The 13,037-nt window shown below is 63.6% G+C and carries 13 protein-coding genes; 5 read left to right on the top strand and 8 right to left on the bottom strand.

Translation table 11 applies throughout. From position 1 onward, the window contains the following. Nucleotides 1–80: 80 nt before the first annotated feature. The gene (locus AC3CB8_RS05805) at nucleotides 81–782 is read left to right on the top strand and encodes a hypothetical protein (RefSeq protein WP_023772308.1); all 702 of its coding nucleotides are present in this window, start codon (nucleotides 81–83) and stop codon (nucleotides 780–782) included. An 18-nt stretch (nucleotides 783–800) separates the two neighbouring features. Here the strand turns inward: AC3CB8_RS05805 and AC3CB8_RS05800 are convergent, their stop codons facing one another. Both AC3CB8_RS05800 and AC3CB8_RS05795 read right to left on the bottom strand, forming a co-directional pair. Next, nucleotides 801–1,613, bottom strand: coding sequence for a tetratricopeptide repeat protein (locus tag AC3CB8_RS05800; protein WP_023793110.1), 813 nt, complete (start codon nucleotides 1,611–1,613; stop codon nucleotides 801–803). 12 nt (nucleotides 1,614–1,625) lie between these two features. Beyond that, a complete protein-coding gene (locus AC3CB8_RS05795) occupies nucleotides 1,626–2,345 on the bottom strand; it encodes a TetR/AcrR family transcriptional regulator (RefSeq protein ID WP_023793113.1) in 720 nt (239 codons plus the stop codon). A 127-nt stretch (nucleotides 2,346–2,472) separates the two neighbouring features. On the opposite strand from AC3CB8_RS05795, the gene AC3CB8_RS05790 reads away from it, so the two are divergent. Next, complete coding sequence (locus AC3CB8_RS05790; protein ID WP_023793114.1) at nucleotides 2,473–3,663, top strand: HlyD family secretion protein; 1,191 nt, start codon at nucleotides 2,473–2,475, stop codon at nucleotides 3,661–3,663. 86 nt (nucleotides 3,664–3,749) lie between these two features. Beyond that, nucleotides 3,750–5,345, top strand: coding sequence for a DHA2 family efflux MFS transporter permease subunit (locus tag AC3CB8_RS05785; RefSeq protein ID WP_023772304.1), 1,596 nt, complete (start codon nucleotides 3,750–3,752; stop codon nucleotides 5,343–5,345). A 117-nt stretch (nucleotides 5,346–5,462) separates the two neighbouring features. Here AC3CB8_RS05785 and msrB read toward each other — a convergent pair whose 3' ends face one another. The 4 genes from msrB to AC3CB8_RS05765 all read right to left on the bottom strand — a co-directional run bounded on the left by msrB (nucleotide 5,463) and on the right by AC3CB8_RS05765 (nucleotide 8,227). Further along, nucleotides 5,463–5,966: a peptide-methionine (R)-S-oxide reductase MsrB gene (gene msrB / locus AC3CB8_RS05780; RefSeq protein WP_023781801.1), complete on the bottom strand. Its 504-nt coding sequence runs from the start codon at nucleotides 5,964–5,966 to the stop codon at nucleotides 5,463–5,465. A 225-nt stretch (nucleotides 5,967–6,191) separates the two neighbouring features. Beyond that, nucleotides 6,192–6,749 (bottom strand): fasciclin domain-containing protein, encoded by a 558-nt coding sequence (locus AC3CB8_RS05775; protein ID WP_023781802.1) that lies wholly within the window; start codon nucleotides 6,747–6,749, stop codon nucleotides 6,192–6,194. Between the two features lie 219 nt (nucleotides 6,750–6,968). Then, entirely contained in the window at nucleotides 6,969–7,691 is a 723-nt protein-coding gene (locus AC3CB8_RS05770) for an anti-sigma factor (protein WP_023772301.1), read from the bottom strand. Further along, entirely contained in the window at nucleotides 7,688–8,227 is a 540-nt protein-coding gene (locus AC3CB8_RS05765; RefSeq protein WP_023772300.1) for a sigma-70 family RNA polymerase sigma factor, read from the bottom strand. The genes AC3CB8_RS05770 and AC3CB8_RS05765 overlap by 4 nt, the downstream gene beginning before the upstream one ends. A 137-nt stretch (nucleotides 8,228–8,364) precedes the next feature. Here AC3CB8_RS05765 and AC3CB8_RS05760 point away from each other — a divergent pair, with 137 nt between their 5' ends. After that, on the top strand, nucleotides 8,365–9,864 hold the full coding sequence (locus tag AC3CB8_RS05760) for an amidase (RefSeq protein ID WP_352564405.1): 1,500 nt from the start codon (nucleotides 8,365–8,367) through the stop codon (nucleotides 9,862–9,864). Nucleotides 9,865–9,964: 100 nt separating this feature from the next. Then, nucleotides 9,965–10,858 carry an acetylglutamate kinase gene (argB, locus tag AC3CB8_RS05755; protein WP_023781805.1) on the top strand — a complete coding sequence of 298 codons (894 nt, stop codon included), beginning with the start codon at nucleotides 9,965–9,967 and terminating at the stop codon, nucleotides 10,856–10,858. Between the two features lie 44 nt (nucleotides 10,859–10,902). Here argB and bchE read toward each other — a convergent pair whose 3' ends face one another. Together bchE and AC3CB8_RS05745 are read right to left on the bottom strand one after the other, a co-directional pair. Beyond that, nucleotides 10,903–12,432 carry a magnesium-protoporphyrin IX monomethyl ester anaerobic oxidative cyclase gene (gene bchE / locus AC3CB8_RS05750; RefSeq protein ID WP_352564407.1) on the bottom strand — a complete coding sequence of 510 codons (1,530 nt, stop codon included), beginning with the start codon at nucleotides 12,430–12,432 and terminating at the stop codon, nucleotides 10,903–10,905. Between the two features lie 108 nt (nucleotides 12,433–12,540). Further along, nucleotides 12,541–13,017, bottom strand: a complete 477-nt coding sequence (locus AC3CB8_RS05745; RefSeq protein WP_023772297.1) for an Lrp/AsnC family transcriptional regulator — start codon at nucleotides 13,015–13,017, stop codon at nucleotides 12,541–12,543. Nucleotides 13,018–13,037 lie beyond the last annotated feature (20 nt).

Raw genomic sequence — 13,037 nt, 5'->3', positions numbered from 1 at the left:
TGTTCTAATCGTCGTGCGCGCATCCGTTGACCGGGCCTTGGCAATTCGTCAGCATCGCAGCGTCGTTTGAGGGCATTCGGATGCGTATCGTTTTTCGTTGTGATCCCGCGCTTGCCGAAACGCTGCCCCGGCCGGTTCCGGCGCGCGGCCTGCTGCCTGACTGGCTGCGCAAGATGCCTCCAAAAGCCTTTTCGGAAATCCATGGGCGAGAAATCCGGACGGTAAAGCAGTGCCCGCCCTTCGTCGATGCCATGACACATGGCTTCATGATCCTGCTGCCATGCGATGTGACAGTGGAGAACGGCGCCTTTGAATGGCGATGGGACATCGCCGAGCCGTCAACGAAGGGTCATCCGCGTTCGCCGCTCAGCTTCCATGTCGCCGAACAGCTCGCCGGAGCACCGCTCTCGAATGGGCTTGCGGCCATAAAGTTCAACAGTTTCTGGACGATCGAACTGGAGGAAGGCTGGTCCCTCTTCGCCACTCATCCAGTCAACCGCGATGATCTTCCTTTCCGACTGGTGACTGGTGTTGTGGATGCTGACCATTTCCAGGACGCCGGCATCAACTTCCCGGCAATTTGGACCGACCAGGGTTTCTCGGGCGTACTGGCGAAGGGCACGCCGGTTGCGCAATGCTTTCCCGTGCCACGCGCCGCGCCCGAACTCGTTTTCGAAAGCTTCGACGCCGTGCGCAAGGCTTCCTACGAAAAGACGGTCGCCGATGTTCTTGCCGAGCCCGGCGTCTACCGGAAGCAGTTTCGCGTAAAGCGCGCCCGCTAGAACTTTTCCTGGAGCTCTCTAGCCGCCAAGCAAGCCCTTCAACGTTTCGCGGTCGATCCAAAGCTTGCCCTGCGGCGCTGACGTCAGGGCCATCGCGATAATGCCGAATGTCGTGGCGCGCTGCTCGTAGGCCGATCGATAGGCCTCCATCGCGGCGTCCATATCGCCCGTCTCCTGCAGCGCCACCCCAAGGTTGACCGCCGCCTCGGGGTCGTCGGGACGTATCTCCAAGGCTTGGCGATAGGCGGCCGCTGCCCCCACATGATCATGCAGATCCTGCCTGACAAGGGCGAGATCGAACCATGCCGATGCCGGCGCGTCGCCGTTTACGGCCCGCTCCAGCAAAGGTGCCGCATCGGCAGGCATTCCGTCCTCGAACAGCATGCGGCCCAGACGCGCCGCCGCTTCCGCCGACAAGGGATCGGCAAGTGTCACCTGCCGCCACGCCTCGAGCGCCCGCATCCGGTCGCCCGCCTCATCGAGCGTTCGAGCCCGCTCGACAAGCACGGCAGCGTCAGGCGCCAATGCCGCCGCACGTGAAAGATGGGACAGCGCCTCGTCAAAATCCCGTGCCGCCCGCGCCAAGCGGCCGGCGAGCAATTGAGCGGATGCGTTGTCCGTCCTGACCGCCAGACTTGCATGAATATGGATGCGGGCTCCCGATATCTCTCCCTTGGCGAAAAGAAGTGCAGCCATAAGGTGGTTGAGAGCCGGGTCGTCCGCGGTCCGGCCAAGAGCTTCCTCGCAAAGCAGCCGCGCCTGCTCGTGGCGGCCGGCGTTGAAGTCCGTCACGATGCGCCGCATCTGATCCTGAAGCTTAGGATCGCCCATACCGATCCGCCTTCACGCCTGCGGCACGGCTTTTTCGTCCTCGACGAGCCTTTGGGTGCCGTAGGCTTTCAGGAACATGTCGACGCCCGACCTGACGATGTGGTCGATCTCGTCCTGGGTCGGGGCCTTGGTGCGATAGGCGAAGATGCACTGCCGGAAAAGACCGGCAAGGCACAGTTCGGTGAACTGATAGGCGGCGAGGTCGACGTCGTCGATCTCTAGCAGGCCGCGCTCGATGGCGGCGTTGAGAAACGTCACCACCTTGTCATGGCCGCGCTTGGGTCCGCGTTCGTAAAAGCGAGCGCCCATGTCGGGTATCCTGTCGGAGGCGCCGATCACCGTACGCTGCGCCTGGATGACCCTGGCCGAGGTGATCTTCATCGACAGAACCTTGCCGAACTTCACCAGCGTCTGGCGCAAGTCGTCGGCGCGATCGAGCATGTCGTACATGTTCTTGAAGATGGTGCCGCGCTCTTCCTCGATCAGCGCTTCGAACAGCTCTTCCTTGTTGGCGAAGTAGACGTAGATGGTGCCCTTCGAGACGCCGGCCTCGCGGGTGATATCGTTCATCGAGGCGGCCTCGAAGCCCTTTTCGATGAAGACACGACGGGCGCCATCGATGATCTGGCTGCGCTTGGCCGGATCCTGTCCCGCGGCCGGGCGGCCGCGGCGCAGACCGTCCAGCAGGTCTTCGCACGGATCGGTTTCGGTGTTGCGCACAATCTCAACCATAAAAGTCAGACCTCGAAATAATTCGAACCAACCGGTTCGATTGCCCCTTGATATGGTCTTCTTTACGCGCTATGTCAACGGCCTGATCGAACCGAACGGTTCAGTATTATAACTTTAGAGAGTTGTCATGTCCTCGACCGCGCCAACATCAGCAGAAGTCCGCCCTTTCCCCCATGCCAAGGTCGCGCCGGCGACGGAAGCCCCTGAAATTCCCCTCCGGCCGGTCATCGCACCGCCGCCGGCGGAAGAAGCTCCGGCCAAGAAGAAGCGCTCGGTGCGCTCTTTCCTGCTGCCGATCATCGGCCTTGCCCTTCTGAGCGGCGGCGCCTGGTATGGCTATGACTACTGGATCTCGGGCCGCTTCATGATCTCGACGGATGACGCTTATGTCCAGGCCGACATGGCGTTCGTCTCGCCCAAGATTTCCGGGTATGTCGACCAGGTCCTGGTCAGCGAGAACCAGAAGGTCAAGGCCGGCGATCCGCTTCTGACGATCGACGCCGGCGACTACAAGATCGCCGTTGCCCAGGCCGAGGCGCAGATCGCCACGCTGGCCAAGACACTCGACCGCATCGACGCGCAGACCAAGGCCGCGCAGGCCTCCCTGCAGCAGGCGCAGGCGCAGAAGGTCGCAGATCGGGCCGCCGCCGACAATGCCGGCCGCGCCCAGCAGCGCGCCGCGCAACTGGTCAAGACCCATGTCGGCACGCAGGCACAGCTGGACGACGCCCAGACCGCGCTCGACCAGGCCAATGCCGCGCTCGTCGGCGCCGACGCGCAGATCGCCGCCGCGCAGGCCAATATCGGTGTGCTCGAGGCACAGCGCGCGGAATCCGCCAGCACGCTGGCATCCCTGCAGCTCGGTCGTGACAAGGCCGCGCGCGACCTCTCCTTCACGGTGCTCAAGGCGCCTTATGACGGCGTTGTCGGCAACCGCTCCGTAGAACAGGGCGATCTGGTCAGCCCCGGCCAGAAGCTCGCCGTGGTCGTCCCTATGGACAAGCTATACATCGTCGCCAACTTCAAGGAGACGCAGCTTGCTAGGCTCGTGCCCGGCGAAAGGGTCAACATCTCGGTCGACGCTATCGACGGCCAGCCCATCCAAGGGACTGTCTCCTCGCTGGCGCCGGCCTCGGGCGCAGTGTTCTCGCTGCTGCCGCCGGAAAACGCCACCGGCAACTTCACCAAGGTGGTGCAGCGCGTCCCGGTCCGCATCGACGTGCCGGCCGATGCGCTGAAGACCGGCAAGCTGCGCGCGGGCTTGAGCGTCGTCGTCGCCGTCGACAGCCGTACCGCGCCTGCCGTCACCAGTAACTGATCGCTTTTCGGAGGGCGGCTTGGTGGCTGACTGATGCACCGAGCCGCCCGGTCTGCTCTCAACGAGGCCCCAAGGAGGGCCAGGAAATGGCAACCGCAACCATCACCGCAGGATCGCCGCCGGCAATGCCGGCTGCCCCCGACACGATCTCGACACGCCGCGTCATCGCCTTCCTGGCGATGGTGTTCGGCATGTTCATGGCGATCCTCGACATCCAGATCGTTTCGGCCTCGCTGGCCGAGATCCAGGCCGGTCTCAGCGCCAGCTCCGACGAGATCCCGTGGGTGCAGACGGCCTATCTGATCGCGGAGGTGGTCATGATCCCGCTGTCGGGCTTCCTCAGCCGGATGCTGTCGACGCGCGTGCTGTTCACCGTCGCGGCGGCGGGCTTCACCGCGGCGAGCGCCCTTGCCGCGACCGCCACCAACATCGACCAGATGATCGTCTACCGCGCCGTGCAGGGCTTCATCGGCGGCGGCATGATCCCGAGCGTTTTCGCCGCGGCCTTCACCATCTTCCCGCCCTCGCGCCGCGCCATCGTCTCGCCGATGATCGGCCTGGTGGCGACGCTGGCGCCGACCATCGGCCCGACCGTCGGCGGCTATATCAGCCACGCCTTTTCCTGGCACTGGCTGTTCCTGGTCAATGTCGTGCCTGGCATCCTGGTAGCGACCGCGGCCTGGTCGCTGATCGATTTCGACAAGCCCAATCTCAAGCTGTTCTCGAAGTTCGATTGGTGGGGCCTTGCCGGCATGGCCGCCTTCCTCGGCTGCATGGAATACGTGCTTGAAGAAGGCCCGAACAATGACTGGCTGCAGGACCAGGGCGTCTTCATCTGCGCCATCGTCATGACCATCGGCGCGGTGATCTTCTTCTGGCGCGTCTTCACCGCCGAGGAGCCGATCGTCGATCTCAGGGCGTTCAGCAACATCAACTTCGCCTTCGGCTCGCTGTTTTCCTTTGTCATCGGCATCGGTCTCTATGGCCTGACCTATCTCTATCCGGTTTTTCTTGGTCGCATCCGCGGTTACGACTCGATGATGATCGGCGAAGCGCTGTTCGTCAGCGGCCTGGCCATGTTCGTCACCGCGCCCATATCCGGCATCCTGTCGAGCAAGATGGACCTGCGGCTGATGATGATGATCGGCCTGTTCGGCTTCGCCACCGGTACCTGGTGGATGACGCACCTGACCGCGGACTGGGATTTCTACGAGCTGCTCATTCCGCAGATCCTGCGCGGCTGTTCGATGATGCTGTGCATGGTGCCGATCAACAACATCGCGCTCGGCACCTTGCCGCCGGACCGGTTGAAGAATGCGTCGGGACTGTTCAATCTGACCCGCAACCTCGGCGGCGCCGTCGGCCTCGCCGTCATCAACACGGTGCTGATCGACCGCAATGCCTTCCACTATGCCCGGCTCTCCGAGCATGTGCAGTGGGGCAGTGCCGCCGCGCAGACCAAGCTGCAGAACATGACGCTGAATTTCGAGCAGACCACCGGCCTCGACGCCACCAGTGCCGCGATCTCCAAGCTGTCGGGCATGGTCCAGCAACAGGCGGCGCTGCTGTCCTTCATGGACGTGTTCTATCTGCTGACCGTGCTGTTCGGGACGCTGGGTTTCTTCACCATGCTGATCAAGAAGCCGGCCGCGCCAGGTGGTGGCGGAGGCGGCGGGCACTGAAGCAAAGGAATCGTGGCAACGGTTTTCGGGAAGCTCCTCCAGTCCACGCCCGAAAAGCCCTGACCACGCAAAAAACTCCGGGCCGCAAAGCCCGGAGTTTTTTATTGCCTTGGGTCGTCAGGCGGTGGCGGGCTTGAAGGTCAGCGCCACCCCATTGATGCAGTGGCGCAAGCCGGTCGGCGCCGGACCGTCGTCGAAGACATGGCCGAGATGGCCGCCGCAACGGCGGCAATGCACTTCGGTGCGGGTCATGCCCAGCGACCGGTCCTCGGTCTTGCCGATGCCATTGGCGATCTCTTGCCAGAAACTCGGCCAGCCGGTACCGGAGTCGAATTTCGTCTCAGAGGGATAAACCGGCAGGTCGCAGCCGGCGCAGGCGAAGATGCCCTTGCGGTGTTCGTTGAGCAGCGGGCTGGTGCCTGGATATTCAGTCCCTTCCTTGCGCAGCACGTTGAAGGCGGCCGGCGACAGGATGGCTTTCCACTCATCGTCGGTCTTGGTGACCTCGAATTTTTCGGCGGCCTGCGCGGCCTGCGGGCTGCCCATGCGCAGCATTGCCGCCGCGGCCCCAATGGCGCCGATGGCGGCGGCGCCGCTCAAAAGAAAGTCGCGACGATTCATGACCAGTTCCTCCTGTCGTCTGTTTTGCCAAACTATGCCGCCGCCCGAAAGTCAAAAGCCGGTGACGGTTGCCCCAAACGACACTCCGCGTCGTCCACTTTTGATCGTGGACGGCGCGGAGCACGCGTGTCGATTGCGGATCACGTGAGCGAGAAAACGCAGTCAACGGAGAGCTCTTGCAGCAGGTTCGCCCGCGGCAAGCGCCTCGTTACATCTTCCGCCCGATCACATCTTCGGGAGCAGAACCTTGTCGATGACGTGGATGACGCCGTTGGACTGTTCGACATCGGCGATGGTCACATTGGCGACATTGCCGTTCTCGTCGGTGACGGTGACCTTGCCACCGTCGGCCTTCAGCGACAGCTCGCAGCCGCCGACCGTCTTGACCTTGTGCGTGCCGCCATCGGCCTTGGCCATGGACATCACATCCGCCGCCATCGCCTTGGCGCCGATCACATGGCAGGTCAGGATCTTGACGAGCTTGTCCTTGTTTTCGGGCTTGAGCAGCGTCTCGACCGTGCCGGCAGGCAGCGCGGCGAAGGCTTCATTGGTCGGCGCGAAGACGGTGAACGGGCCGGCGCCCTGCAGGGTCTCGACAAGACCGGCCGCCTTGACGGCGGCGACCAGCGTCGTGTGATCCTTCGAATTGACGGCATTGTCGACGATGGTCTTGTTGGCAAACATGGCGGCGCCGCCGACCATCGGGTTTTCAGCATAAGCAGCCGTGGCAAGCGCGGAGACAGCGATCGTGCCGGCGAGCAAAAGGGTGGCGAATCTGCGCATTGTATCAAAACTCCTCGGGTTTCTCTTCCCATTTTTGGGGACGCAAGGAGATACGGAACACAGATGCGTGAGTTTCAGAATATTTCGCTGATTTTTGATTTGTTTCGCTGTGGAAAAAATTTTGGCACGGCAATTCACCGGCCTACTGGGTCATTTGGACATATGCGGATGGAAGATAGACTGAGCATGTTCTATTGGCGCCCCAGTGCGAAAGCTCGATCAGATGCCCTTCAAATCGCCCGCGGCAACCACCGGCCCGGTGGGCTGCCCGGTCGGCGAGCCGCCGGCCGGTTCGAGACTGACGGCCAGCACGGCGCCCTGCGCGAGTTTCCGCTGCGTGGTAGGCGAGACGCCAATATGCGCCGTCCCACCAGCCGGGATGACGCCCATCGAGATCGGCGCGTTCTTGCCCTCGATCATCCAGAGTTCGAAGTCCTTGCCGGCGGCGAGCGCGCCGGAAACATGCGAGAGGCTGACTTCATGCCGTTCGGAATCATAGACGGCGAGATATTTGACGTCACTGCCGTCGGCGGCCAGCGAAGCGACCAGTCGAGCCTGCGGCTGTTCAGCCGGCCGGTTGACATAGGGAACGGCGACGTAGAGCGCCAGCGCGGCAACAGCCGCCACAGCAAGGCCGCGCCAGAAGGCGAGGCTGGACCAGAGGCTGGCGCGTGCTTCAGTTGACGTTGCCGATGCCGACGAAAACAACCGGCGGTCGATCGCCGGCTTCACCGAAGCGGCGGGCTCGATTTCCGGATAGGCTGATGCCATCGGCGAGAGGTGAACTTCCCAGCCGTCGACAAGCCGTGCGAAATCGGTCTCGGCTTCGATGCGCCTGGAAGCGATCTGCCGCTCTTCGTCCGGCAGCACGCCAAGAACGTATTCGGCTGCGAACAGGTCGTCGCCTCCTCGTTCCGGTCCGTTGTCCTCTGCCAGCGTCATCTTTCCAGACATTCCCTGAGCTTCATCAGGCTGCGGCGCAGCCAGGTACGCATCGTGTTCAACGGCACGCCGTGGCGTTCCGCCAGCTCGGCATAGCTTTCGCCCTTGAGGTAAGCACCCCGGACGGCCGCCGCCCGGTCTTTCTCCAACTCATCGAGACAATGATGGATCCGCTCGGATTCGTCGCCCGCCACCACCATCGCTTCAGGTCCCGGCGCCGGATCGGCCACGTCGAGCGCGGCATCGATATCGACGGCGGGCTTGCGCCGCGCTCGGATGCGATCGATCGCATGATTGCGCGCGATTGCCACCAGCCAGGAGATCGGGCTCAGATCGGAGACAGCAAAGCGATCCGCCTTGGTCCATATCTTGACGAAGACTTCCTGCAGCGCTTCTTCAGCATCTCCCCGGTCGTTCAATACACGAAGGCATACGCCGAAAAGTTTCGCACTGGTGTGCCGGTAAAGCAGATCGAACGCTGCCCGATCCTTCATCGAAGTCCGGACGATCAGCTTGGTAATGTCCTGCGGCGTCATGCGCGCCAAATTAGGCAATTGCGCTGTATTTGCAACGCCGGAAATATGCTGTGCACCTAAAGTTCGGCGTCCAGGCGCAGGCTGCGATTGCCAAGGGAATTGCCGCTGACTAGCTTGGCGGGCAATGGGGAGCGCGCATGTCGGTTGAACGAATCCTTTGGGAAGAAGACGCAACCGGCCTTGCAGGTCTGGTGCGCAAGGGGGAACTGTCGGCGATCGAGGTGACCGAAGCGGCAATCGCCCGCGCCGAGGCGACCCGCCCCGAAATCAATGCCACGGCCGAGCCGCTCTATGAGACGGCACGGATGCGGGCAAAGAGCATCGACCATTCGCTGCCGCTGGCCGGGGTCCCCTTCGCCATCAAGGATCTCGGCATCGCCATCAACGGCGTGCCCTCGCATGGCGGCAGCCGCATTCCGGCCTGGGTGCCCGATTTCAACTCGGTGATGACCGAGCGCTATCTCGCCGCCGGGTTGATTCCGATCGTCACCTCGACGTCACCCGAGCACGGGCTGCGGCTGATGACGGAATCCAAGGCCTTTGGCGTCACCCGCAATCCCTGGAATACCGGCCACACCACCGGCGGCTCGTCGGGCGGTTCGGCGGCGCTGGTCGCCGCCGGCGTCGTGCCGGTGGCGCATGCGTCGGATGGCGGCGGCTCGATCCGCGTGCCTTCGGCCTGCAGCGGCCTTGTCGGCCTCAAGACCTCGCGCGGCCGTGTCCCGCTATCCCCGCTGGTGAGCGAAAGCTGGTACGGGATGGTCGTCGATCACGCCGTCACCCGCTCGGTGCGCGACTGCGCGCTGCTGCTCGACCTCACCCATGGTCCCGATACGCTCGCGCCTTATGCCGCGCGGCCGCCAAAGGACACGTTCACTGCCGCTGCCGCACGGGATCCCGGCAAGCTCAGGCTGGCGGTGTACCGCAAGTCGCCGCTAGGCCTTCCGATTTCGGCCGAAACGCTGAAGGCGCTCGACATTGCCGTGGCGCTCGCCCGGGAGGGCGGCCACTCGGTCGAGGACATCGATCTGCCCTTTATCGGTCGCGATTTCTTCGCCGATTTCTGCACGACGGTCGCTTCCGCCGTCGCCGGCTCGTTGCGCGGTGAAGCGCTGCGCGTCGGCCGCTCCGTGACGGGTGATATCGAGCGCGCCACGCGCGTGCTCGGCCGGCTGGGCGAGATGGTCTCGGCCGGCGAAACCTATGCCGGCCTGCAGCGTCTGCATGCCACCTCGCGGCAACTGATCACGGAGACCGCGCGATATGACGCGGTGCTGATGCCTATCATCGCGCACCCGCCGCTTGCCTGCGGCGCCATGGATCCGAAAGGCGCCGACGAACTGATCGAAAACCTGCTGGACAAGCTTCATCTTACCGCGCTGCTCAAGATCAAACCGCTGTTCGGCCAGTTAATGGACAAGAGCCTTTGGTTCACGCATTGGCCGGCGATCCACAATGTCAGCGGCCAGCCGTCGATCGCGCTGCCCGTCCATGTCACGGACGCCGGCCTGCCGCTCGGCATCCAGGCCGCCGGTCGGCCGGGCGACGAGGAAACACTTTTGTCGCTCGCCGCGCAGATGGAGAAAATCTCGGGCTGGCTGACGCGGCGGGCGCCGTTGATGGTGCCGTCACAATGACGACACCGTGAACCGACTATGACAGCAATGCCATTTGCGGCTCGCGTCAATTCCCGCTAAGACGCCGCCGTCTTTAGCTATCATCCAGGGAACCACGCCGATGACGGACATCGCCGCCACCGCCGAAATGCAGGCAGCCCTCTTGTCGCGCGCGCTGCCCTACATGCAGCGCTACGAGCACAAGACGGTCGTGGTGAAGTATGGCGGCCATGCCATGGGCGATCTCGAACTCGGCAAGGCCTTCGCGCGCGACATCGCGCTGCTTAAGCAGTCCGGCGTCAACCCGATCGTCGTCCATGGCGGCGGACCGCAGATTGGCGCCATGCTGGCCAAGATGGGCATCGAATCCAAGTTCGAGGGCGGCCTGCGCGTCACCGACCAAAAGACGGTCGAGATCGTCGAGATGGTGCTGGCCGGGTCGATCAACAAGGAAATCGTCGCGCTGATCAACGCCGAGGGCGAATGGGCGATCGGCCTGTGCGGCAAGGACGGCAACATGGTGTTCGCCGAAAAGGCGCGCAAGACGATGATCGACCCCGACTCCAACATCGAGCGCGTGCTCGATCTCGGCTTCGTCGGCGAGCCGGTCGAGGTCGACCGCACGCTACTCGACCTTCTGGCGCGCTCCGAAATGATCCCCGTGCTGGCGCCGGTCGCACCCGGCCGCGACGGCCATACCTACAACATCAACGCCGACACTTTCGCCGGCGCCATCGCAGGCGCATGCAAGGCCTCGCGCCTGCTGTTCCTCACCGACGTGCCGGGCGTGCTCGACAAGGACAAGAAGCTGATCGACGAGCTGACGGTCGCCGAGGCCAAGGCGCTGATCAAGGACGGCACGGTTTCCGGCGGCATGATCCCCAAGGTCGAGACCTGCATCGAGGCGATCGAGCGCGGGGTTGAAGGCGTCGTCATCCTCAACGGCAAGACGCCGCATTCGGTGCTGCTCGAACTGTTCACCGAACACGGCGCCGGCACACTGATCGTGCCATAATGCTGCTTGTCAGCCGGCTAATCTTCTGCCTGGCAGGCCGCGATTTACGGCCGCGGGAAGGCCGGCTTTGTAACCGGCCGCCCGAAAGCCATCGATTCCTCCTCGGTGTCCTGCGGTGCGCCCCAGAATTCGGCGAGCGTCGGGCCGCCTTTCACCCGGCGGTCGGTCACCAGAAAACCCCAGACCTCCCGGAACCAGACGCGGCGGCCCATCCGCGTATACCAGCGCATCGAATGCCGCTGCTCGGGATCGGGGTGGAACAGGATGCGCGCCAGCGCCTTCGGCCTCGACTGCACGGCGAGCTCAATCAGCTTGACCGAGAAGAACAGCATCCACGGCTTCAGCCGGGTCATGTGCAGCACCTGGTGCTTGTAATCCCACAGGCGAGCATCCCTCTGGATGACCTTGCGCTCCCGCGCGATCCTGAAAAACGGCGTCCAGCGATGCGGCGTCACATAGAGCGCCTGGATTTGGTCGGGGTCGTAGGCGAGGAGCTGGCGAAAGCCGCGCCACAGATCGCGAAGTCCCTCATCCTCGAAGCCGGCCACCCAGGTCGCCATGGACAGGATGCCGTGCGTCCGCAGCAGCCGTATCGCTTCACGATCGGACGAGGTACTGCCGCCCTTGCGGATCAATTGCAGCGTCTGCTCGTCGGTGTTTTCCATGCCGAGCAGCCAGCGGATGACACCGGCCCGGCGGTAGAGGTGTAGCATGTCGGCATCGCGCACGATGTCGTCGGCGCGAGTCGAGCCGACGATCAGCACCGGCACGTTCTCGGCAATCAAGGCTTCGAGAAAGGCGCGCCAGGCCTTTTTAGAAACCGTCGGATTTTCATCCGCCAGGTTGATCAGTTCGACGTCATGCTCGCGGTGCAGCCAGGCGATCTCCTTGGCGAACTTGACTGGGTCGCGATGCCGCCAGCGGGTCCAGAAGCCGCGCTGGCCGCAATAATTGCACAGATGCGGACAGCCGCGCGAAAACTGCATGACCACCGCACGCTTGCCTCCCCAGTAGCTGTATCTGCGGTGGTCGATCAGCTCCCAGCCGACGCGGTAGGCGTCGAGGTCGGCGATGGTCGTCGCCGCTTGCGTGGCGAAGGGACGGTTAAGATCGTCGCGACAGGCGATGCCGGCCACGCTTGCCGGCGGCTGGCGCATCTCCAGCGCCTCGACCAGCGCCACCACGGTCGCCTCGCCCTCGCCGCGCACGATGAAGTCGAAGGCGTCGGTTGACGCCAAGATGTCGCGCCAGTGATAGGTGGGAAAGACGCCGCCATAGAGGATGATCGTCGCCGGCGCGCGCGCCTTGATCATCCCGGCGATCAACAAGGCGGTCGGATGTGCCGAGGTCGAGCCGGAATGGCCGATCAGAACGAAGTCGGGACAGTCCTTCAGGGCTTCCGAGACAACCGAGGCGAGCGGCATCGGCCCGAACTGGGCATCGACGAGCCGCACTTGATGACCGGCGTCGAGCAGCGGGCCGCCGATCGCCAGCAGGCCAAGCGGCGGCAAGTGATCGTCGGGCACGCGGCTGCCGATGGCGGTGTGTGGCGGATTGATCAGGACGATTTTCATGCGGACCTCGGGAGGGATGGTCCGTGCATGCTGGTTCCAGAGCTGGTCGCCGAAGGGGCCGGGTTCAGCAGTTTGCGGGCAGCTTTTCCGCAGAAACGCGGATGCGCATCACCGCCTGAGATGCGCGAGCGGCACGTGCCCGGGTCCCTTGATGTTCTGCAGCACCAGCTGCGTGTGGACGTCGCGCACGCCGTCGAGCCGCATCAGCCGATGCATGACGAAGGCGTTGAGCTCGTCGACCGAGGGCACCATGACATGCAGCAAAAAGTCGTGGTCGCCGGTCATCGTCCAGCACGACGACACCTCATCCATGCGCTGAACGGCTGCAATGAAGCTCTCAGGCGAGCCGTCGCTGTGACTGACGAGCCGCACCTGGATGAATACCTCGACCATCAGGCCGACGGCGCGGCGGCTGATCACCGCGGCAAAGCCCTTGATGATGCCGGCTTCCTGCAGGGCATCGAAGCGCCGCGCGCAGGGCGTGGTGGAGAGGCCGACCTCCTGCGCCAGCTCGGAAACGGGTTTGCGGCCGTTGCGTTGCAGGACATCCAGCATCTTGATCTCAAAATCGTCGAATTGAGGCAATTTCACTCCTCCTATGCGAA

It is taken from the genome of Mesorhizobium sp. P160927 (genome assembly GCF_057766385.1).
Note: the sequence above shows the minus strand (reverse complement) of the source record. Positions and strands in the feature narration are given on the sequence as shown.